Origin of the sequence: Psychrosphaera algicola, from assembly GCF_028401425.1 — a bacterium.
GTDB classification, from domain to species: domain Bacteria; phylum Pseudomonadota; class Gammaproteobacteria; order Enterobacterales; family Alteromonadaceae; genus Psychrosphaera; species Psychrosphaera algicola.
This window is the reverse complement of record NZ_JAQOMS010000002.1, coordinates 428,878-451,900: the sequence shown is the minus strand read 5'-3', so window position 1 is coordinate 451,900 and position 23,023 is coordinate 428,878. Positions and strand designations below refer to the sequence as shown.

Below are 23,023 nucleotides of genomic sequence, written 5' to 3'. Positions count from 1 at the left end.
AAAATACTAACGCTTATAAGCATTTTTAGTGTTAAAAACAAGGTTATTACCGACCGAACCAGCCCTTTAGCGGCGTCTGTCATTGATAAACATTACGTGCGGTTAACCTCTGTATTATAGAATCGTCACACCTTCAATCTCTAATACTGTTTTTACATCAGTACGTTCGATAATTTTAACTATGGTTGATTGGATTAGTTCGCTTTCTCTTGCATCTTCTTCGCACGTGAACCGTTCAACTTGAACATCGGCACCTTCCTCAAAGATAAATTGAACAGCGACTTCGTTTGCACACGCTGCAGTTTGTCCAAAATATTCTAACGTGATCTGTGGATAGCCCTTAAAACCAGACTTTAGGTGTTTGCTAATTCGTTTTTTAGCCTTGTCGATATGCATGTAATACCCGCTTAGTCAGTAAGTTATCAACTGAGTTATTAATATTGAAACGCTAACTTACTTGGCTTTGATAAAAACTGCGAGCGTATTCTTACCTCTTTGGAAATAAAAGCACTAAATACGGTTAAGAAGTATTTCGACATGTGTGTTTATGGGCATTGTATTAAGTAGAAGGAGAACAATCCACTGAACAGTATGTCTGCGTAGAAGCTAAGCTGAAAGAGAAAGGCGGTTGCTATTATTAAATCGAATATTTTCCATTGCACGTGCTTGGTTTAACGTATTAAACCATGTTTCTACATCAAGTTTTGGCGTAACCTTGGTTTCATCAAGAATTGAATTAGTTTCAGTATCTCGATTTAGTTTCTGTTGAGCTAAATATTTTAACTTAATGTTGTAGTCTAAATTTGCAATCACCTCATCAGGCAAGTTGTTATCTGACTTTGCAACTAAGGGTTGTCGAGCGAGAGACTGCGCTAAATTGATTGAAGATATGTTGCCACTATTTGCAAATCCATTGCACTTTAATTCAGTTTCAACATCAAATTGCCCTACCGATTCAAAGTGTGCCACATTAAATTTCTTATTTAAGTCGTTCGATGTTTCTACAGGTGTGGTTTTGTATTGATGAAATTGATCTAAGTCGGTCGCGTCAGTACTCACCATAGACATAAGCAAATTATAAAATGCTTTATCGTTATCGGTAACCGCTTGAGTAAGTTCAGCGCGAAAAGACGACTCGCGGATCACATCAGCAGTTTGTTCGAATTTAGTGTTTAAGGACGGTTGGGTGTGCATATTACAACTTTTTATTATGCTATTGAGCGTTTTATCGACGGTTAAACCAATAACTTTAATAAATTATTTACATCACTTAATAATTTGTTAATATCCACCTCGTACTAAGTGGAGGGGTTCCCGAGTGGCCAAAGGGATCAGACTGTAAATCTGCTGGCTCTGCCTTCGGTGGTTCGAATCCACCTCCCTCCACCACTTATTATGTAGACCGAAGTCCTATGACTTCGGTTTTTTTCGTCTTCTTTTACTATTTTTTCCATTCTTTTAAATAAACACTTGAATTTCAGCGTAAACTTACCAAAACTGAGGTGAGATTAAATATCAATAAGTTGTAACTTTGAAAACTGAATTTTCATTTGCTGACAAAAACATTCTTATCGTAGAAGACCAGAAGCCTTTTCAAGTCATGCTCAAGGGAATGTTAAAAAACATGGGGGCTAGAAACGTAGTTGTTTCTCCAAATGGAGAACAAGCTCTTGTGCGTTGTAATGAAGAAAAGTTTGATGTGATCTTTATCGATTACAATTTAGGTGATGGCCGTAACGGTCGACAGCTATTTGAAGAATTAAAGGAACGAAAATTATTACCAGTGCATAACGTAAGTATGTTGGTAACTGGTGAGAGTGAATTAAACATGGTTATCGGGGCTGTTGAAGTTAGGCCTGACGATTACGTTGTTAAGCCCTTTTCTCAAAATCTATTAAAGCAACGAGTGTCCCGTACTTGGCTCAAAAAGCAAACATTATTGCCATTGTTAATGTATCTAGATAGGGATCAATTAGATAAGGCGTTAATACAGGTTGATGAATTATCTAAAACGGCTCCGCGATTAAGAACACTTATCTTAAAATACAAAGCGGATATTTTGTTTAAATTAGGCAAGTTTCAAGAGTTAGAGGCCTTTTTAGATCAAGTACTTAAAGTTAAGAGTTTAAATTGGGCATTGGTTTATAAAAGTAAACTAATGCGGTCCAAAGGCAAACACAGTCTAGCGATAAAATATAGTAAAGAAGCGCTCTCGTTGAGCAAACTGACCATTGAAGCATACGATATAATTGCTGATTGTTATTTGCAAAACTCGGAAACTAAACCCGCTTACGACTGGATCAGGTCTGGCATCGAAAAATCCCCTTTTTCTGTTCAACGCCAATATAAATTAAGCTCTATTGCAAAATTGAATAAAGACTACGACGTATCAATAAAAGCATGTAATCAAGTTGTTGAACTGACATCAAAATCATTTCGTAGAGATCAAAAACATCTTTTGAACCACATTCGTAATATCATCGATATTTGTGAACTAGAACAAGATGTAAATAAAAAACGTAAGTATAATCAAGAAGCTATTTACGCTTTGCAAAAGTCAAAACATGAACAACATGTGAATGCAGCACTGAAAATTGAAGACTTTGAACAAATTTGCATGGCCCGACTCGATTCTGTAAATGGGCTAAATTATCAGGCCAAGCGATCATTTTTTGAATTATCAGCAAAATTTACTAATCGCAAAATCGATCTCCCTTCTAACTTATTGCCTGACAGTGTTTCATTGATGCTGAAAATTGGTGAATATGAAAAAGCCAAAGAATATGCCCAAAAAGTTGAAATGGTAAAAGATGATTTAGATGACTTTGCAATTGAAATGATTGCGCGGGCCCGGGAGAATGCAGGTGAAAATATTGATCTTGTTAAAACGCTCAATAAAAAAGGTATTGAAGATTATCATAAAGGTGAACTGCACAATTCGCTTAAATACTTTGAACAGGCACTTAATATTGCTCCAATGAACTCTGGTACGGCGCTAAACCTTATCCAGGTCCTAATTTCTTTAATTGAATCGGAGCCAAGGTCGCGCTGGCAATTAATTGATAGATGTCGGTTTATCTTTAAGATAATCGACGGTATGCCTTTGGCTCAAGCAAATAATCAAAGAGCTATGTCGTTGGCTGAAAAATTTAATACGCTAGTGACAGAACCTAAAAAATAATTCTCAATGAGTCGTTTTTAAACTAATTGACGTTTTTAATCGTGCGTTTAACGCGCTTATGCCGTGAGTCGTTTAAGTGTATTGCAATACAACTCAGGTCGCTTGGTTTGATAAGAAAACGATTTAGTGTCTTTGTACGGTAACTTCATAAATCCAGATACACCTATGCCTTTTATATGCTTAATATTTGCCAAAACCCCGCTTAAATGATGTTTAAATTGCAAGTATTGTGACTCATCTAATAACGTATAGTAATTATGAATTTTTAGATGTTTTGGCAACGCCTCAAAAATAATACAACCAGTATGCCGTATGTTGTTCAGGGCGACTATGTGTTGCATTATTTCTTCTGGTAAGGCTAATTTTTCGTCCGGATCATCACCATCTTCAAAATATGAGTGTTGTTTGTTGTCATCGGTTTCCGGTACGGGGTAATTTCAAATGAAATATGTGTGGTATCCGAACAATAAAATGGTTGGTGTTCGTTTTCACGCTCAAAATGCAGGGTATTTTTAGCATCAAATAAACACGCTTTAAATATACCTTCTCTAAGTTCTAAGCTTCGGGCTAAATCAATAATATTATCTATTGTTTGACCCACACTGACTTGGTATTTGACGTCAAATAGATTTAGATTCGATTCTACAGAAATGTTGTCCGCTAACCAGTGAATCGCAAATCCACCAACGATGGGAAATTCATTCAATCGGCTTACCGCCGCGACAAACGCTTTTTCATTTTCTCCCATGCCCTGTAGATAGTTTTTATAATATTTGTCGAGTTGTGCATCTTTAATGCCGTCAAGTGAAGCCGCGTCTGCCTGATGTTGCCGTAAAAACGACTTACGCGATGAATAGACAACTGTTTCTACATTTTGTTTTCGTACTTTTGTCCAAATAGGCAAATGATTTGCGTCTTGATAATTTTCGGTGTCACTCAATACCCAATTCTTTAAATGTTTTATTTGCGTAATAAAGGTGTCACCGGCTTTGTGCTGTTTAGCGACATCGTCACTCAACATATCTGACAACACATCTGAGAACGCTTTTGGCAGGCACAACGAATTTGTCGGTATGGCCGCGACACCGTAGCGGCAATTTTGATTAGACGCTAAGGCATATAGTGTGGCCGCGGCGCCTTGTTCGTCGAACCTAGGACTAGACAGACCACCGTTTAGTTGGTCATTACCGATAAAATATACGTCACCTAACCGAGAATTAGTATTTTGCATATCTGCAGACATTAATTCCATGACGTTGTTAACTATGGGTTGGCATTGAGTATCAAGCTGGGCAAATACACTAGAGCCCCAATCGACAAGCGAAAGTTTTTGAGTATGTTCATCCCATAACAAATTGGATGGTTTTATGTCGCCGTGCACTATCGGACGGGATTCTAATTGGCCATTTGCGCCTTGTATTTGTACGCTTCGCAAATAAACTAATATATCGGCGAGTTGTTCTGCAATTTTTATAATTAGGTACACGGGTAAACGACCATAACTACGAGAGAGCTCGTGTAAATCAACTCCTTGACCTCGTTGCATTACTAAAATGCCCTGTTTTTTATGCTCTCAAATGCAATATATTTTGGAATACTCGGGTGATCTAACAAACCAAGCATATACCCTTCTTCTTCGAGTCTTTCACGGACAGCTTGAGGTAACGTAATTCGGGAGAATTTGAATACCCGTTCATTGCGCTTTTTATCCGTACCGACAAATACAAATCCATAGGCACCTTTACCAATTAAATGGACTTGTTGGTAGCCCATTTTTTGTAATTGTGTTTGACACAAGGCGACCCAATCTCTTAGTTTTTTAGCGTCGTTTGCCGCCAATAAATAAATTGACTGTTCGTCTGAAATATAAAAATTTTTTAAATTAATTTCCAAAGTCATATTCCATTTTATATCGCTATTTTTTTAGTCGTATCTCATTTGAAGCTAAACTAAGTGGCCGCTTAGGTAAAGTCACATATAGCAAAATGCCCGCTTTAGCGGGCATTTTCAACAAGTTAAATCATTTCAGTTAACATTGATGATGGTTCTTCTAAATAACTCGTCCATAAATTATTGAAACGAGCTATGGTTCCTCCATCGATTACCCTGTGGTCGCCTGACCAACTTACCGTCATTATTTGCCTCGCAACCACATTACCACTTTCATCAAAACGCGGTAACGTTTGCATTTTTCCAAGCGCGACAATAGCGACTTCGGGTTTATTGATGATTGGTGTTGCTGTCGTGCCACCAATTGCACCGATATTAGATATCGATATAGTGCCATTTTTTAGCTGTTCAGGCGCTAACCGACCGTCCCGAGCGCTCTTGGTGATGGCCATGACATCGACAGCGATATCGCGTATCGATTTACTCTGACAGCCTTTAATATTAGGAACAAGCAAGCCAACTTTACTATCGACAGCCATACCAATATTGTGATCTTCCAGATAGGTTAATTCAGTACAATCACTGTTTGGCTGACTGTTCATTATAGGGAATTGCTTAAGCGCTAATGACATTGCTTTAATGAAAAAAGGCATCATTGTCAGTTTAATGTCATCTTGCTCAAATTTAGGTTTTAGAGCTTTTCTAAGTTTAATCAACTCAGTTAAGTCAATTTCATCACTGTAGGTAAAGTGTGGAATGCTTGAAACCGAATCTTGCATTGCTTTTGCCATCGCCGCTTTAACGCCGCGTATCGGCTCTACTCGATTAGACCCTGTATTAGTATTTGAAGCTGAGGCTTTAGCAACTGACGCTGTCATATCACCACTTACTCCGGCATTGGCTTGTACAACCGTATTAACAGAATTACCGACAGACAATAAATCTTGTTTGAATACTCGTCCTTTCTCACCACTGCCAACAACCGCTGTAATGTCGAGGTTCATTTCTCTTGCCATCCTACGGACCGCAGGCGACGCTACTGCTTTCTTTTTACCAGTTGAAGCCGTGATGCTCGTCACATTGCTTGTGTTATTGCTTGTGTTATTGCTTGTGTTATTGCTGGTATCGCTTATCGCTGGGTTTGTTGTTGTATTTGACCCGACAGCACTAGCTAAGCTTCTAGTTTGAGTATCTTCGTCACTTGCTATGTGTGGTGACGTAACCTGAGCAATGCCCTCTACTTTACTTGTAATTGCAAATAACGGTTCATGTACTTTGGCAATATCGCCTTTTGCATAATAAAGCTTACTAACAATACCGTCGTTTTTGGCTGGAATTTGCACAAGTGCTTTGTCTGTCATGACTTCACAAATGGCTTGATCTTCTAGTACTTCCTCGCCTTCTTCCACTAACCATTCAGCAACTTCACATTCGACGATCCCTTCACCGATATCAGGTAATAAAAAGTCTTCTGTTTTTGTCGCATTGTTGTTAATAGAAACAACAGGAGTTTGATCCATAATCTGCTCAGATACGCCCTGCATCGGCGTTGATTCCGACAATGGCTCTCCAACTGAGGAGACTGCAAATAAGGGCTCGTGGACAATAGCCACTTCACCTTTTTCATAATATAACTTAGTGACAACGCCGTCAGAAATCGCTGGTATCTGTACTAACGCTTTATCCGTCATAACATCACATACAGGTTGATCTTCAACGACAGTATCGCCTTCTTGAACAAACCACTCGACAACCTCGCATTCAACGATGCCTTCGCCAATATCAGGTAATATAAAGTCTTTACTCATAATGTGTACCGCCTTACTAATACTGAACTGAGCGTAAAATCGCTTCGTAAACTTTTAAATGGTCTGCCATATATTCTTTTTCCTGCGCTAATGGATACGGGGTATCTAAACCACACACTCTATCGATTGGCGACTCTAAATGTAGAAAACATTCAGACTGAATTGTGGCCGATATTTCAGAGGCAAAACCACCGGTTAATGGGGCTTCTTGAGAAATAATTAGACGACCCGTTTTGCTCACAGAGTTTGCGACGGTTTCAACATCCCAAGGCAATACCGTTCTTAGGTCGATCACTTCACAGGATATTCCCTGCTTTTCCGCCAGTTCAGCAGCCTTCTCAATAATCTCAACCTGCGCGCCCCAGTACCAGTAACGTGACATCATTACCACCTTTGATGATTTCAGCTTTATCGAGCGGGATCAGGTACTTTTCCTCAGGCACTTCGCCAACAGATGCTCGATATAAACGTTTTGGTTCGAAAAAGATCACAGGATCATTCGCTTCAATTGAAGATGCTAACAACCCTTTTGCTTGATATGCGTTTCTAGGAAACACTAACTTTAAACCTGGTGTATGGGCAAAATAGGCTTCAGGTGACTGTGAGTGATACAGTCCACCGGCAATACCGCCACCATAAGGCGTTCTTATCACTAGATTTCCGACGTTAAATTCATTACCTGAACGGTATCTAAACTTTGCGGTTTCATTAACGATTTGGTCAAATGCTGGAAATATATAGTCAGCAAACTGAATTTCAGCGATCGCTTTTACGCCCTGCGCAGCTAACCCGTTCGCAAAGCCTAATATGCCTTGTTCTACTAGAGGTGTATTGAACACACGTGACTTACCAAATGTTTCTTGGAGTCCACTTGTTGCTCTAAATACCCCGCCAAAATATCCGACGTCTTCGCCAAATACACAGGCTTTAGGGTGCTCTTCCAATGCAATCATCAATGTGGAATTGATCGCCTGTAACATGTTCATTTTAGCCATTAGTGGTTCTCCCTTTAGCGCCTGACGAGGCCGGATAATGCTCAGGGTACTTAGCAATGTGAGCTTTAAGTTCATCCATCTGTTTACGAAGATGCTGTGGTACTTCTTCATATACATCTGTTATTAAGTCTTCAAGTGACGGCTTTTCGACAACTTCGGCTTTTTCAACGCCGCTAATACTTCCTTACGAATAGTTTCTTTGCTTGATTCGTCTTCTTGCTCATCTAACCAATTTTGCTTGATCAAATAATTACGAAAACGATTAACCGGGCAGTTTAGACGGAAATTTTCTTCCTCGTCCTTCGAACGATAGCCCGTCGGATCATCTGAACTACTGTGGGCAGCTAAACGATAAGCTATTGATTCAATTAGAATCGGCTCGTTATTTTTAACAGCATATTCACGCGCTAATTTAACTGCCTCATATACAGCTAAAGTGTCAACGCCATCGACACGAATAGACTTCATACCATAACCGACGCCACGACACGCAATGCCATCGCCTTTAAACTGTTCACTTGCTGGAGTTGAGATCGCATAGCCGTTATTACGCGCAAAAAATATCACTGGGGCTTTATGAACAGCGGCCATATTTAGACCGGCGTGGAAGTCTCCTTCTGAAGCCGCACCTTCACCAAAATAGCAAATAGTACATCCACCATTACCATCTAGTTTTTGGCCATAAGCATAACCAGCAGCTTGTGGAATTTGGGTTCCAAGGGGAGATGAAATCGTCATGTAATTTAACGCGTTAGAACCATAGTGAATGGGCATTTGACGGCCTTTCCCTAGGTCTTTAGAATTTGAAAAGTTTTGATGCATAAATTGTTCAAGTTCAAACCCGCGATACGCTAACGCTGCTTGTTCGCGATATTGAGCAAATATCATATCTTGGGATTCTAATGCCGCCGCAGAAGCTGTTACAGCAGCTTCTTCACCTAAACACTGCATATAGAAGCTGATCCGCCCCTGTCGTTGAGCAGCCAGCATTCGTTCGTCTAATATACGGATGAAACGCATTGTTTCGTAAATTTTAATTGCAGTGTCTTTATCTAATGACGAATGACAAGCACCGTCGTAAAGTTCACCATCGGCATCCATCATTTTAAATACAGGTATAGATAACGCATTTTCAGAAATAAACTCTAATTTCAAAGTTTCTTCTTTTGTAATGTTATTTGGATTATCTATGTTGTTTAACTTGCCCATTAGGCTTCCCCTTAATCCCATCACTAATGTGATTTTAGACCAATAAAACGATTCTCGGTCTGGATAAACAGCTTGATTGTTATTATTTGGCGGGACTTTACCTTTACGTAAAGTTGGATTCAATTAGCTGGCATTTTAGAGCTTTTAGTTTAGACCTTGTAAGTGTTCAAATATGTTGCCACTACATATAATAAAGGCACTAATATCAGTGCCTTATGTGTTTTTAAATTATGCTTTTTGAAACGCTGGTGGGCACGACTGTTAATATGGCTCGTTGGCCAATTTCAACCGCTGCATTTGGAAACACGATGGCTTCCCCATCTATTTCAGCGACGATGTCATCCCCATTTTCCTTTGCGAGCAATTCACCTTCTTTAAATTCACTAAAATTCGCGAGTTGGTCGTCAAAGCCAAGTTCAAAGTCGCCATAATTTTTGGTAATAGAACGATGCACTTTTAGCATGACAAAATTAGCTTCATCAAATAGTGTTTTGTCTACGTCAATTCCACACATCAAATTTCGCAGTGTTACTTTGGCTTTTTCAAATTTTGATTTATCGTTTTCACCAAAACCCCTAACCTTACCTAACTCAATGGTAAACGAATCTGCGCCGTGGACACTCGATGAATGATAACTAAATGTGGTAGCCGGTTTTTGCATTAACATAACCGTCGTGACGTCCATTGCACGTAGTAGTTCAAACTGCTGAGTTTTCCAAGGTGAATTGCCAATGTAAGGGTAAACAGCAAATTTTTCATGGACCGAATCTTTGATTGCGGTATGCAAATCATAATGACATTTGTTTTCGGAATCATAGGTTTGATAAAAACGTGCGACATAACCTTCTAGTTTTTCAGCACGTTGACGTTCTAAGTTGGTTCTATCACCATTAATATCGACACCGTTTAAATAGGTAGAGCAAAATAGTCTATTGAGGTTTTCAATAACAAATCGCTTGTTGATATTCATTGATGGTGGATTACCAAATATAAATAATACTGGTCGTTTTAACGTTATCTCTTTAGTGAGTATTTCTTTGATCAATTCATTGATCATTTCAATCGGTGCGGTTTCATTGCCATGTATACCGGCGGACAATACAATTGCTAAGTCAAATTTACTGGCCCCAATAGGACTGACTTGCAACACTCCGGTATCCCAGATCTCAAAACTATGTTTATTATCTTCAAATCGACTTGCAGGTAAATGGTTCTCATGTTGGCGAGTTAACGCCAAAAAATCGTTATTTTTTATGTTTGTCATAGGATTTTATAATTATTATTTTTAACTTAGTTAGAGTCTAACGCTTATTCTAGAAAATAAAAAACCCGTTGCTAATAATTTAGCAACGGGTTTGCTGTATCGCTTTTGTTACGCGACTACCATTTAGTTTTGCAAGATTTTAGTTTCCAAATACGGTCAACATAGTCTTGAATTGAACGGTCTGAGTTAAATTTACCCATATATGCAGTATTTAAAATCGCACTTTTCGCCCAGCCTTTAGTGTCTCGATACTTAGCATCTATCTCTTTATGCGCCTCAGAATAAGACTCAAAGTCAGCTAAACATAGGTATGGGTCGCCACCGTCTAATAAACTATGTTTGATACTCGATAACGCATATAGGTTTACCCGGCGTGAAGTAATCTGTATCGAACCAATCTAACACTGCTTTAATTTCAGGGTTGCCATAGTAATAATCCCAAGGATTATAACCTTCAGCGTTAACTGCTTTAACTTCATCGACAGTTAAACCAAAGATAACAACGTTTTCTTCGCCCACTTCCTCAGCAATCTCAATGTTCGCGCCATCGAGTGTACCGATGGTAATTGCACCATTAAGCGCAAGTTTCATGTTACCTGTACCAGATGCTTCCTTACCGGCTGTTGAAATCTGCTCAGATACGTCTGCAGCAGGGATCATTTTTTCAGCAAGTGAAACGCGGTAGTTAGGTAAAAATACTACTTTAAGCTTGTCTTTTATTCTTGGGTCATTATTAACTTTGTCAGCAACTTTGTTGATAGCAAAAATTATGTCTTTTGCTAAACGATAACTAAGGTGCTGCTTTCGCTCCAAAGATAAACACACGAGGGTGCATATCGTAATCTGGGTTTTGTAATAAACGACGGTACAAAGCCATAATGTGAATTAGATTCAAATGTTGGCGCTTATATTCGTGTAATCGTTTGATTTGAATATCAAATATAGCTGATGGGTCAACGTCAACATTAACCAAATCTTTAATAACTTTAGCTAATTTAACTTTGTTAGTATGTTTGATGTCCATGTATTGCTTTTGGAACTTAGCATTGCCTGCTTTTTTGTCCAAACGGCGTAATAACTCTAGGTTTGTTGGCCATTCATCACCAACCGTATCGTCAATTAGGCTAGCTAATTCAGGGTTGCAATACTTCAACCAACGACGTGGTGTTACGCCGTTTGTTACGTTTGTTAGTTTGTCAGGCCATAAAGCGTCAAATTCTGGGAATAAGTCAGATTTAACCAACTGTGAATGGACTTCTGCAACACCATTAACTTTATTAGAACCGATAACACTTAAGTTACCCATTCTTACCATGCGATCATGACCTTCTTCTATAATAGAAAGCTTAGATTTAATCGAGTCGTCACTAAGGCCATTTTGCTTCAACTTCGTCTTCTAAGAAGCGGCGGTTAATTTCATAAATAATTTCTAAATGACGTGGTAAAACTTTTTCAAATAAACGTACAGACCACTTCTCTAGCGCTTCTGGCAACAAGGTGTGGTTGGTATAAGAAAAAGTTTCACGACAAATTTGCCATGCGTAATCCCAAGATAACTCTGCTCGGTCGATTAATATACGCATCAACTCTGGGATGGCAATTGCCGGGTGAGTGTCATTTAACTGTACGGCAACTTGAGCACTAAATTTGCTCCAATCATCACCGTGAACACGTTTATAACGACGGATAATGTCTTTTAATGAACAAGCGCTAAAGAAGTATTGCTGAATTAAGCGTAATTCTTTACCAGCGTCCGTTTCATCATTTGGATAAAGTACTTTTGAAATTGTCTCAGATTCTACATTTTCTTTATGAGCATCATGGTAGCCACCTGAGTTAAATACATCCCAGTTAAAGAAATTAGAAGCGCGAGATTCCCAAAGTCTAAGAACGTTAACGTTATTACCAGTATAGCCAACAACCGGCACGTCCCAAGGAACACCTTTAATGATACGACCTAGGTGCCATTCTTTTACAATTTTGCCCGACTCATCAAATTTTGTTTCAACATAACCATAAACCGGTATGTCTTGAACACTTTCAGGACGGCATATTTCAAATGGGTTACCGTATTCACGCCAGCTATCTGGGCGTTCAATTTGATGACCTTCTTGGAATTCTTGACGGAATAATCCATGTTCGTAATGAATACCATAACCAACCGCAGGTAATTCCATTGTTGCTAAACTATCAATGAAACAGGCAGCTAAACGACCTAAGCCACCGTTCCCTAGCGCCATATCTTCTTCTTCATCAACTAATTCGTCAATGTTAATGTCTAAATCGGTAAGTGCTTGTTTTGCTGTTTCGAACAAACCCAAATTGATTAAGTTGTTTCCCGTTAAACGTCCCATTAAAAATTCTAAAGAAAAATAATGAACGGCACGTGTATCATTTTCAAAATAGGTTTTTGTGTATTACTCAATCCGCTGTAAACAAATTCATTTAATGCTGCTGATGTCGCATTCCACCAAGAGCGGTTGCTCGCTTTGTTTGCGTCAGTACCAAACGTACCGTGTAAATGTTTAATAATAGAGTCTTTGAATTGTTCGGCGGTAATCTCGCCCGCGATCATCTTGTTATTTTTCATATTGGGATCTACTCCTTTATTACTGCCTATTTAAACAGCGTCTCTTTTGCGCCGTTGCAGTTATTGAAATCATGGTTAAATTTATAGTCGATATATGACAAATAAATGATTTAGTCTTGAATGATGAGTGAAGAATATATCCTAGAGCCCCGCAGACCAAGGTGGTCTGCGAAGTTTTTAGCAACATACGTTTGCACAGCAAGTTTCTGGCCAGTGTTTATTCATTCTTATAACTTTTTATTAAAAGATGAAGAGACAATTGCTTGAGCTTCTGCTTCAATTTTATCCAAATGCGCCTGACCTAAGAAACTTTCCATATAAATTTTATAAATATTTTCAGTTCCAGATGGACGCGCAGCAAACCAACCATTTTCCGTAACAACTTTTAAACCGCCAATTGCAGCGCCATTTCCGGGGGCATTAGTTAAAATTGCAGTAATGGGTTCACCCGCTAGCTCTGTTGACGTGATGTCTTCAGGCTTAAGGTTAGTTAAAATGGCTTTTTGTTCTGGATTTGCTGGTGCATCTATACGTTTATAAATAGGTGAACCAAGTTTTTCAGTTAATTGTTCGTAGTACTGAGATGGATTTAAACCGGTTACGGCTGTTATTTCAGCGGCGAGTAGCGCAAGGATTATTCCATCCTTGTCGGTCGACCAAACTTTGCCTTCTTTGGTTAGAAACGATGCACCGGCACTTTCTTCACCACCAAACATAAGTTGATGATTTACCAGCCCTTCTACAAACCATTTAAACCCTACCGGTACTTCAACAACGTCTTTATCATTGTCTTTAGCAATTCGGTCTATTAAAGACGTACTCACTAATGTTTTACCGACCTTAAGTGTTGAATTCCATTGAGGTCTATTCTTGCTTAAATAATCGATACAAACTGACAAGTAATGGTTTGGATTCATTAATCCATGTGTTTTTGTCACAATTCCATGTCGGTCGTAGTCAGGGTCGTTTGCAACCGCAACTTCAAATTGATCTTTTAGTGCGATTAACCCAGCCATAGCCGATGCAGAGGAACAATCCATTCTAATTTTGCCGTCTTTGTCGAGCGTCATAAACTCAAATGTTGGATCAACGACGTCAGACACCATAGTTATGTCTAAATTGTAATGTTCAGCAATTGCCGGCCAATAGTGAATTCCTGAGCCTCCTAACGGGTGAACACCAATCTTTACTTTAGCGTTGCGAATTGCTTCAAAGTCAATAACTTGCTCTAGCCCTTCGACATATTGCTCAATAAAGTTTTGTTCTTTAACGTAGCCTGTTTTCATTGCATTAGTATAAGGAAAGATTTGCACATCGTATAAGTCGTTCCTTAATAATTCATTTGCGCGGTCTTCAATCCATTTTGTCGCTTTACTATCTGCCGGTCCACCATGTGGAGGGTTATATTTAATACCACCATCTTGTGGCGGATTATGGGATGGCGTAATAATAATGCCGTCGGCTAAAAAGGATGGATGAGCTTCATTATAATTTATAATGAGATTCGAAATTACCGGCGTTGGTGTATAACCCAAATCTTGCTGAACATGAGTTTCAACTTCGTTAGCTACAAGCACTTCTATCGCAGAATAAAATGCCGATTCTGACAACGCATGAGTATCAAACCCTAAAAATAGTGGGCCTTCAAAATGATTGGCTTTGCGATAGTCACAGATGGCCTGTGTAATCGCTAAAATATGAGATTCATTAAACGTGGTATTTAGAGACGCGCCACGATGACCAGATGTTCCAAACGCTACGCGTTGTTCAGGAAACTTATCAACATCAGGTTCATTTAAATAATAGGCAGACATCACTCGAGGGACATTAATTAAGTCCGATTTTTGAGCGGGTTTACCAGCATTTGGATGTAACGCCATAGGTCAATTCCTTTAAAATTCTAAATGAGTTCACGTAATTCTTCTGCCTGCTCTTGTGTATAATTAAGTGCAGACGCTACTTCTGTAATTATTAATTTCTTTCTTGGCGTATTGTTATTTGTAACAACCCAATAATGACTTTCTGGAATCTGCTTGGGTTTAATACTACTGCCACTGGCTTCTAATTCTTTCGCCGTCTCACCAAAGTAATGGCGTTCACGGCCTTTTATGTCCAATACTTTTTTAAATGATTTATTATGACAACGATAAAAAGCGGCCAAAATAAATAGGAAACGGCCTACCGCACCTTTTTGTGTCATGACTTCTTCTTTATTAAGAACGTCAAAAACATTACCGTTGACTTGTATGTCTTCTTTTAACTCTTCTGTCGCATCTTCGCTAATAATATCTTTATTATCAGCAACAGATTTAGCTATAACAGCAGAAGCTGATTGCGGGGCACTGTCTGGTTCAGAGGACATTGCGACTTTATTTTGTTGTACCTCTGCTGTTAGAGGCTTTAACACATTAGGCGTCATTGCCTTCTCTGCCTGCTGGTCGATTAACAATCGACGTAAAATGCTAGACGCGCTTTCACCAATATCTTGGGTTTGCGACGCTATGTATTGGTATAAATCATCTTCAATTTGAATAGTTTTCATAAATATTGATCAGTTCATTGGAGGATTGTGATTAAAACACTGAGTTGAGCCTATTATAACCAGAATTCCTGCTCAGCTTAAAGAACCATCTTATACCAAAGACGATATTGAATAAAAACCTTTGTTATTAGACAATAAACCCACTAGAGCTTTTAACCTAAATCGTCACAACGCCAATATTAAAAATATCTGTTGTGTTTAAATGGTTTTACTACTGCTTTACCGCGATATTACAGTTTTATTGAATAATTAGGATAGACTAAATACCGCTAAAACAAATAAAATTTAGCCTACGTTGAGTAGATAATTAAGATTAATAAAGAGAAAAACATGTCTATTCATTTTGAAAAGTTTGGTAGTGGCCCTGCATTAATTGTTATTCATGGCCTATTTGGTACTTTGGACAACTTAAAAACAGTCGGGAAAAGTCTCTCTGATCATTTTGAAGTGTTTTTAATAGACGCTCCTGCACATGGCAAATCTTCAACCCCGACGCCATTGGATCTGCAATCTATGGCTGACATGGTAATAACCTTTATAAAGCAACAACACTTGTCAAAAGTCAGCCTATTAGGACATAGCTTAGGCGGTAAAATTGCAATGGAAGTAGCTTTAAAAGAGCCAACATTAATTACTAAACTTATTGTAGCGGACATTGCCCCCGTTAAATATACACGCCGACATGATGCAATAATAAATGGCCTGCAATCTGTAACGGTTGATACGAATAATAGACGTGATGCAGATAGTAAGTTAAAAGGCTACATTCAAGAACCTGGCGTGCGAGGCTTTTTATTGAAAAGTTTTCTACCTAATGCAAGTTCTCCGTGGGCTTTTGACTTAGATGCGTTAGCCAAAAACTACGACAATCTTATAGACGGAAATACCAATGTAACGTCTCCGGTAGATACCCTATTTATTATCGGTGGTGAGTCAAATTACGTCACGTTGGAACATAAGACAGCAATACTCTCTCGCTTCCCAAATACCCGTTCTAAAGTGATCCATGGCACAGGCCATTGGCTGCATGCCGAAAAACCAGCAGCTTTTGAAAAAATTTGTCGAGAATTTTTAGTTCAGAGCTGAAATTAGTGTCGTAGTTTGATAGAATCCGCCGCCGTTTATTGTTTATTAAATAAAACGGTGGGTTTAAGACAATTTTCAAAAACATTTTAGGTAAGTTAAAACGATGACACCGCAACAGTATGCCATTGCCGAAACGATAGGATTAAATCTGTTTTTTATCGGAATTTTCATTTTTATAGGTATGGCAATTCAAGATGTTCTAAAAAAAGGCGAAGTGCCTAAATTTGGTCGGGTATTTGTTTGGTTTGTTTTGTTTTTGGGATGCGCCGGCTTTGTGTTTAAAGGCATAGTTCAGGTTCTTTGGGAATCAAACGGACTTTCTTAATGGCTAAAGTAACAATTGATCGTACAACCATTGACTTGTTTGAGACTGAAAAGCAACGGGGCGACCTAAATCGTCTCCATATAGTCGAGAGCAACAACTAAGAATTAATAAGAAAAATCAGCTTGTTAGAGATAGACAAGCGGGTTTAAAAAGAGTCGAAATTAAGCTTCATAAAGAAACTTATGATAAAGCGTCTGAATTGGCCCTAGAACGAGGGTTAAGTCGCGGCGAATTTTTAGCTGACTTGATAAACGAATCATTAAAAAATTTATAGAAGGTTATTTTAAATGGCAAGCGTAGGCATTTATTTCGGTAGCGACACTGGTAATACTGAACATGTAGCAAAACTTATCCAAAAAGAACTTGGTAAAGGGCTAGTTGACGTTCATGACATCGCAAAAAGTACAAAAGAAGAAATTGCAGAATACGATTTGTTGTTATTCGGGATCCCTACTTGGTATTACGGCGAAGCACAATGTGACTGGGATGATTTTTTTCCTGAATTAGAGCAAATAGATTTTGATGGTAAGTTATATGCTGTATTTGGCTGTGGCGACCAAGAAGATTATGCTGAATATTTCTTAGACGCCATGGGTATGGTACGAGATATTGTTGATGCTAAAGGCGGTATTTTAATGGGCTTGTGGCCTACTGAAGGATATGATTTTGTTGCTTCTAAAGGGTTACAAGATGACAACCATTTTGTTGGTTTAGGTATAGACGAAGACCGTCAACCAGAACTAACCGAGCAACGAATTAAACAATGGTGTGCACAGATAAACGAAGAAATGTGTTTAGATGAACTAAAATAATATTTAGATAGCGCATTAAAAAGGACGGTAAGCCGTCCTTTTTTATGTCTGACGCTAAAAAACTTATTTTATGTACTCAAGTGCCCTATTCAACGAGATTTCTCTACTTTCGCAAAGCGCATCTTGTTTTATTAAATCCATTATCTTAAATTTTTCTAATTGTTGTCTCGTATTTACATCGTCACACAATAACAAAATTTCACAGTTGGCATCTACCGCATCCTTAATAGCGTTCTCTAACGCTAAACCAACGGTTACATCTATCATAGGTACGTCTGTTAAATCTAAGATCATGACTAGATAGTCTGAAATACTTGCATGCTGTTTTGAAATTGCTTTAGAGACACTAAAAATCATTGGCCCAGAGAGATAAAAAACAATACCTTGCCGTTCGCTTGTTCTAATAGTTCCCGTTCACGATTTGTCAGAGGCACGTCATTATCGTCGGCGTCGCTAATTGCTTTAATTTTACGAGCTTGTTCTTTACTTAATTTTTCAATAACAATGATATTTGAAATAAATACCCCTAAACCGACTGCAGCAATTAGATCTACAAAAACCGTAAGGAGCATAACGCCATACATAATAAACATGCCTTGTTTACTAACTTTATGGGCTCGTTGAATAAAACTCCAATCTAAAATATTTAACCCAACATAAACCGCAATGCCAGCGAGAACGGCCATCGGAATGGGTTCGGTTAATCCGCCAGCAACTAAAACGACCAAAGCTAGGGTTCCAGCACGTATAATGCCTGATAACGGAGAACGAGCGCCAACTTGAATATTGGTGACAGTTCCCATTGTTGCGCCTGCACCTTGGCAGTGCGCCAAATAAGCCTGAGATCATATTTGCAAAGCCCTGACCCCGTAATTCTTTGTCTGAGTCATGTTCTTTACGAGTTAATGAATCTCCGATTACCGCAGTTAGTAGAGTATCAATGCAACCTAAAGTACCTAAAACTAACGCATCAATAACCATAATTGTTAACATTTCAGCATTAAAATGAGGTATGACGATAGAAGGTAGCCCTGATGGTATTTCGCCAATCCTACGTACACTATCGGTGTCAAAGATGATGACTGAGACGATTGTGACAAAGATCAAAGCAACGAGTTGTGCAGGTACAAATTTTCGATATTTTTAGGAAAGTAGAACAATACCCCTAATGTGATCAGACCTAGAAAAACTTCACTTAGTTTTAAATTGCTTAAAAGTTCTGGCAGTGAACTTAATGTTCCTATGACACCACCGGCAGGTGCAGGATGGCCAACGAGCGGAGATAACTGCAAAATAATGAGAATAATACCAATCCCAGACATAAAGCCTGATATGACACTGTATGGCATTAACGTGACATATTTTCCGAGTTTTAAAGTCCCCAGTAAAATTTGAAATGCCCCGGCCATCATGACAACAGTAAATGACATTGCTATTCCAGTTTCAGGATATTTAGCCATCATCGTTGTAAGTACTGCGGTCATGATGACTGTCATTGGTCCGGTCGGTTCAGATATTAAAGTGGTAGAACCGCCAAACAGTGCGGCAAATAAACCAACTAAAATAGCCCCCACAAACCAGCTTCTGCACCAGCGCCCGAGGCAACACCAAACGCAAGTGCTAGCGGTAAAGAAATAACGGCGGTGGTTACACCGCCAAAAACATCACCTTTTAGATCTATATGTTTAAAACGACTCTCTGACATAAAGGGATCTCCGATAGAAATATGTGCTTAGCTTACAATTTTATCAAAAATCATTTTTAAAGGCTGTGATATAAAATAACTTCCTTATACATATTATTTCTATGACCTTTAGGATTGGCTTTACTATCTTCAGTGGCACTATTTTCAGGCGATTGCGACTTATGTAAGTATTACCAAAGCGAAAGATTAAATACCCTGCTGTTCAACACTTGTTAACAGAGGGTAAACAAATATTTGAAAACCGAAACATTAAAATTTGGCAGTAGTAACAGCGTCGCGGTTTGTTAATGGATAAAAAATCCTTTAAAAACCGCGAGTGAATGGCTGTTACCGATATTATTTTTGGTTAAATTGGTAATCGTTGAGAAAATATACTCTTTAACTCTGAAATAACAGAAACATCATCGATAGTAGATGGTATTTGAATGTCTTCACCATCAATCATTTGCTTCATTAATTTTCTCAGGACTTTACCTGAACGTGTTTTTGGTAAACGTTTTGCAACAGCCACTTCTTTTAACGATGCAATTGCGCCAATTTGTTCCCTTATTAATGACTTAATTTCCTTATCGTATATATTTAGGTATTCAATCCCATTTTTTAAGACAACCAATGCATAGGGTACTTGCCCCTTAATATCACAATGTATTCCCATTACAGCGCACTCTGCTACAGCAGTATGTCCTGAAATAACATCTTCCATTTCACCGGTAGACAGTCTATGACCTGCAACATTTATTACGTCATCAGTTCTGCCCATAACAAATAAATAGCCGTTGTCATCGACATATCCCCCATCACCAGTCACATAATACCCATCAAAGCTATTTAGGTAACCGGCTTTAAACCTGTCATTGTTTTTCCAGATAGTCGGTAAACACCCAGGTGGTAATGGTAATTTAATCGCAATGGTACCCATTTTTCCGGCTTCGCATTGATGGCCGTCTTGATTAAGGATCTCGACTTGAAACCCCAGGATTGGTAAACCAGCGGAGCCAAGCTTTTCTTCGAGTTGTTCTAAACCTACAGGTATGCCAGCGATAGGCCATCCGGTTTCAGTTTGCCACCAATGATCGATAACGGGCTTATGGGTAGCTTCTTTTAACCATAGATAAGTGGAGGGGTCTAGCCGTTCTCCTGCTAAATAGAGGCGTTTAAGATTTGAAAGATCATATTCTTTTAAAAGACTCGCTTTAGGGTCTTCTTTTCGAATCGCTCTAAATGCGGTTGGCGCAGTAAACAAAATATTTACTTTATGTTCAGCACACACGCGCCAGAAAGCGCCTGCATCCGGTGTTTTTATGGGTTTACCTTCATACAATAACGTAGTGCAACCAGACATAAGCGGGCCATATAAAATATACGAATGCCCGACAACCCAGCCAACATCTGATGCGGCCCAAAACACATCACCCTGTGAAGCACCGTAAACGGTTTTCATACTGTATTTCATTGCAATGGCGTGGCCACCATTATCCCGCACAACACCTTTAGGTTTGCCTGTGGTACCAGACGTATACAAAATATAAAGCGGATCGGTAGCCTTAACAGGAACGGGAGGATGTAAAGGTGCAAGTTGCTCTTCGTCCATCCAGTTTATATCAATTTCTTGGTCTAATTTGGCAAACAGTTGAGAACGTTGGTAAACAATACAAGCATTTGGTTTAACCTGGGGATCCGAACTGGCGATGGCTTTGTCTACAATAGGTTTGTATGGAATGACTTTGTCTATTTCGATACCGCAACTCGCAGTAACAATGACTTTTGGTTCCGCATCATCAATTCTAATGGCCAGTTCATGTGCTGCAAACCCACCAAATACAACAGAGTGAATAGCACCGAGGCGCGCAGTTGCCAACATTGCGATTAAAGCTTCAGGGATCATAGGCATATAGATTAATACACGATCGCCTTTTTGCACATTTTGAGCCGCCAATACACTAGCAAATTTTGATACACGCTCTAGTAATTCATTGTAGGTTATCGTCAATTTAGTATTGGTTACTGGCGAGTCGTAAATGATTGCCGCATTATCGCCAAGACCGAGTTTTACTTGGCAATCCAGTGCGAGGTAAGACGTATTTAGTTCACCACCATCAAACCACCGATAAAAGCCATTGCTGTCTTTACTTAAAATCGAATCTGGATTTTTAAACCATTCGATAGTTTTAGACTCTTCAGCCCAAAAGCCTTCAGGGTCATGTTTAGCCGCTTGATAGGATGTAAAATAGGTCATGTTTATTCTCCAGACTAGTTTTATCACTACTAACCTAGAGAATAAACACACATTAAGGTATTAGACCTTAGGCTATAAAATCAAATAACAGAGTGCAGAAATAACGAAAGCGCCCATTATATTAAGCGGGACACCTTGTTTTGCCATATCTTTTACAGTGACTTGCCCTGTTGCAAATACAACAGAATTTGGCGCAGTCGCAACAGGTAAACAAAATGCAAAGCTGCATGAAATAACTGCTGGGATCATTATGTATTCGATAGGGATCCCTTTTTCGAAAGCGACACTTGCTAGTATTGGCATAAATAACGTCGCGGTGGCAGTATTAGAAGTGACCTCTGTTAAAAAAGATAAAGTTAAACAAAGGACAATCATTACTAAAAATATTTGCATTTCTAATGCGCTAGAAAGCGAATTACCGATAAGCTCGCTCAGGCCAGATGCACTAAATCCTTTTGCTAAACAAATACCACCACTGAACAGTATTAACATGTCCCATGGGATGGTTTTAGCCGTCTCCCAAGTGAGTATTGGCCTGTCATTATCGCCTTTAACAATGGCCATTATGATCGCCCCAAACATAGCAATGGTAACATCGCCAACACCTTCTATTCCGCTCCAAGCTGTCCAACCGCCAAACGGTGTTTTTCTGAAAACCCAGAGGCAAACAACAACAGAAAAAATTGCTAAAGCCCGTTTTTCAGCCAAACGCCACTGTCCCATTTGGGGCAACTCAATTTTGTGGTCGAGTTTAATTTTGTGTGTTAACCACAATGCCACTAGTGGGATCATTACAACGACAATGGGTACACCAATTGCCATCCAATCAACAAAGTTAAATTCCATACCGGCATATTGTTCATAAACAGATGCAAAAATAACATTTGGTGGTGTACCAATTAGTGTCCCTACTCCTCCAATAGAAGCTGAGTAAGCTAACCCAAGCAGCAGTGCTACCGAAAATGCTTTATTAGAACTGCCAGCACATACCGCTGCGGCAACTGGCATTAATGCCAATACAGTCGCTGTATTAGACATCCACATAGATAAAAAGCACTGGCACACATAAATGCAAAAACAATACGAAATGCACTAGTACCACCGATAACGTTAATAATTTTAAATGCGATCCGCTTATGCACCTGCGAGCTTTCTAAACCCTTTGCGAGTAAAAATGCACCAAGTAATAAAATAATGACGTGATTGCCAAACGACGACGAAGCTTGTTTATAATCAATAATGTTAAAGGTAGGCAATACAACAAAAGGTAATAGAGAAGTAAATGGGATGGGTACACATTCAAATATCCACCAAGTGCCAACCCACACTGTTAATCCAATGGTAATTGCAATGTCCTGTGATAACCCTAAATAAAAACAT

12 protein-coding genes, 1 tRNA gene and 6 pseudogenes are annotated in these 23,023 nt (G+C 39.0%); 6 read left to right on the top strand and 13 right to left on the bottom strand.

Going from position 1 to position 23,023, the window contains the following annotated elements:
* Window positions 1–114 precede the first annotated feature (114 nt).
* Both PN838_RS02390 and PN838_RS02385 read right to left on the bottom strand, forming a co-directional pair.
* Window positions 115–396: a hypothetical protein gene (locus PN838_RS02390; RefSeq protein ID WP_215962934.1), complete on the bottom strand. Its 282-nt coding sequence runs from the start codon at window positions 394–396 to the stop codon at window positions 115–117.
* A 210-nt stretch (window positions 397–606) separates the two neighbouring features.
* Window positions 607–1,194, bottom strand: a complete 588-nt coding sequence (locus tag PN838_RS02385) for a VC2046/SO_2500 family protein (RefSeq protein ID WP_272179659.1) — start codon at window positions 1,192–1,194, stop codon at window positions 607–609.
* 110 nt (window positions 1,195–1,304) lie between these two features.
* Here PN838_RS02385 and PN838_RS02380 point away from each other — a divergent pair.
* Together PN838_RS02380 and PN838_RS02375 are read left to right on the top strand one after the other, a co-directional pair.
* Window positions 1,305–1,389, top strand: a tRNA-Tyr gene (locus PN838_RS02380).
* Between the two features lie 142 nt (window positions 1,390–1,531).
* Window positions 1,532–3,181, top strand: coding sequence for a tetratricopeptide repeat-containing response regulator (locus PN838_RS02375; protein ID WP_272179658.1), 1,650 nt, complete (start codon window positions 1,532–1,534; stop codon window positions 3,179–3,181).
* Window positions 3,182–3,237: 56 nt separating this feature from the next.
* Here the strand turns inward: PN838_RS02375 and PN838_RS26930 are convergent.
* The 8 genes and pseudogenes from PN838_RS26930 to PN838_RS02335 all read right to left on the bottom strand — a co-directional run bounded on the left by PN838_RS26930 (window position 3,238) and on the right by PN838_RS02335 (window position 15,479).
* Window positions 3,238–5,080: pseudogene (locus PN838_RS26930) on the bottom strand (protein kinase domain-containing protein).
* 116 nt (window positions 5,081–5,196) lie between these two features.
* Window positions 5,197–6,879: a dihydrolipoyllysine-residue acetyltransferase gene (locus tag PN838_RS02365; protein WP_272179657.1), complete on the bottom strand. Its 1,683-nt coding sequence runs from the start codon at window positions 6,877–6,879 to the stop codon at window positions 5,197–5,199.
* Between the two features lie 16 nt (window positions 6,880–6,895).
* Window positions 6,896–7,874, bottom strand: a pseudogene (locus PN838_RS02360) (alpha-ketoacid dehydrogenase subunit beta).
* A pseudogene (locus PN838_RS02355) lies at window positions 7,867–9,065 on the bottom strand (thiamine pyrophosphate-dependent dehydrogenase E1 component subunit alpha). Before PN838_RS02355 ends, PN838_RS02360 begins: the two co-directional pseudogenes overlap by 8 nt.
* 241 nt (window positions 9,066–9,306) lie before the next feature.
* Complete coding sequence (gene astE / locus PN838_RS02350) at window positions 9,307–10,347, bottom strand: succinylglutamate desuccinylase (RefSeq protein ID WP_272179656.1); 1,041 nt, start codon at window positions 10,345–10,347, stop codon at window positions 9,307–9,309.
* A gap of 116 nt (window positions 10,348–10,463) precedes the next feature.
* Window positions 10,464–12,937: pseudogene (locus tag PN838_RS02345) on the bottom strand (glycogen/starch/alpha-glucan phosphorylase).
* Window positions 12,938–13,164: 227 nt separating this feature from the next.
* On the bottom strand, window positions 13,165–14,817 hold the full coding sequence (pgm, locus tag PN838_RS02340) for a phosphoglucomutase (alpha-D-glucose-1,6-bisphosphate-dependent) (RefSeq protein ID WP_215962926.1): 1,653 nt from the start codon (window positions 14,815–14,817) through the stop codon (window positions 13,165–13,167).
* Window positions 14,818–14,837: 20 nt separating this feature from the next.
* Window positions 14,838–15,479: a replication initiation regulator SeqA gene (locus tag PN838_RS02335; RefSeq protein WP_272179655.1), complete on the bottom strand. Its 642-nt coding sequence runs from the start codon at window positions 15,477–15,479 to the stop codon at window positions 14,838–14,840.
* 330 nt (window positions 15,480–15,809) lie between these two features.
* On the opposite strand from PN838_RS02335, the gene PN838_RS02330 reads away from it, so the two are divergent.
* From PN838_RS02330 to fldA, 4 genes are all read left to right on the top strand, one after another.
* Window positions 15,810–16,565: an alpha/beta fold hydrolase gene (locus PN838_RS02330; protein ID WP_272179654.1), complete on the top strand. Its 756-nt coding sequence runs from the start codon at window positions 15,810–15,812 to the stop codon at window positions 16,563–16,565.
* Between the two features lie 103 nt (window positions 16,566–16,668).
* On the top strand, window positions 16,669–16,890 hold the full coding sequence (locus PN838_RS02325) for a DUF2788 domain-containing protein (protein WP_272179653.1): 222 nt from the start codon (window positions 16,669–16,671) through the stop codon (window positions 16,888–16,890).
* Window positions 16,891–16,993: 103 nt separating this feature from the next.
* On the top strand, window positions 16,994–17,164 hold the full coding sequence (locus PN838_RS26925; RefSeq protein ID WP_370661084.1) for a hypothetical protein: 171 nt from the start codon (window positions 16,994–16,996) through the stop codon (window positions 17,162–17,164).
* Window positions 17,165–17,177: 13 nt separating this feature from the next.
* On the top strand, window positions 17,178–17,702 hold the full coding sequence (fldA, locus tag PN838_RS02315; protein WP_215962921.1) for a flavodoxin FldA: 525 nt from the start codon (window positions 17,178–17,180) through the stop codon (window positions 17,700–17,702).
* Between the two features lie 63 nt (window positions 17,703–17,765).
* On the opposite strand, the pseudogene PN838_RS02310 reads toward fldA, so the two are convergent.
* The 3 genes and pseudogenes from PN838_RS02310 to PN838_RS02300 all read right to left on the bottom strand — a co-directional run.
* Window positions 17,766–19,407: pseudogene (locus tag PN838_RS02310) on the bottom strand (SulP family inorganic anion transporter).
* Between the two features lie 346 nt (window positions 19,408–19,753).
* Complete coding sequence (locus PN838_RS02305) at window positions 19,754–21,643, bottom strand: AMP-binding protein (protein WP_272179652.1); 1,890 nt, start codon at window positions 21,641–21,643, stop codon at window positions 19,754–19,756.
* Window positions 21,644–21,718: 75 nt separating this feature from the next.
* A pseudogene (locus tag PN838_RS02300) lies at window positions 21,719–23,023 on the bottom strand (SLC13 family permease); the annotation flags it as partial.

Coding starts and splice junctions, on each gene's coding strand:
- PN838_RS02390 (WP_215962934.1), bottom strand. CDS start 396: ATGCATATCGACAAGGCTAAAAAACGAATTAGCAAACACCTAAAGTCT.
- PN838_RS02385 (WP_272179659.1), bottom strand. CDS start 1,194: ATGCACACCCAACCGTCCTTAAACACTAAATTCGAACAAACTGCTGAT.
- PN838_RS02365 (WP_272179657.1), bottom strand. CDS start 6,879: ATGAGTAAAGACTTTATATTACCTGATATTGGCGAAGGCATCGTTGAA.
- astE (WP_272179656.1), bottom strand. CDS start 10,347: ATGACAAACATAAAAAATAACGATTTTTTGGCGTTAACTCGCCAACAT.
- pgm (WP_215962926.1), bottom strand. CDS start 14,817: ATGGCGTTACATCCAAATGCTGGTAAACCCGCTCAAAAATCGGACTTA.
- PN838_RS02335 (WP_272179655.1), bottom strand. CDS start 15,479: ATGAAAACTATTCAAATTGAAGATGATTTATACCAATACATAGCGTCG.
- PN838_RS02330 (WP_272179654.1), top strand. CDS start 15,810: ATGTCTATTCATTTTGAAAAGTTTGGTAGTGGCCCTGCATTAATTGTT.
- PN838_RS02325 (WP_272179653.1), top strand. CDS start 16,669: ATGACACCGCAACAGTATGCCATTGCCGAAACGATAGGATTAAATCTG.
- fldA (WP_215962921.1), top strand. CDS start 17,178: ATGGCAAGCGTAGGCATTTATTTCGGTAGCGACACTGGTAATACTGAA.
- PN838_RS02305 (WP_272179652.1), bottom strand. CDS start 21,643: ATGACCTATTTTACATCCTATCAAGCGGCTAAACATGACCCTGAAGGC.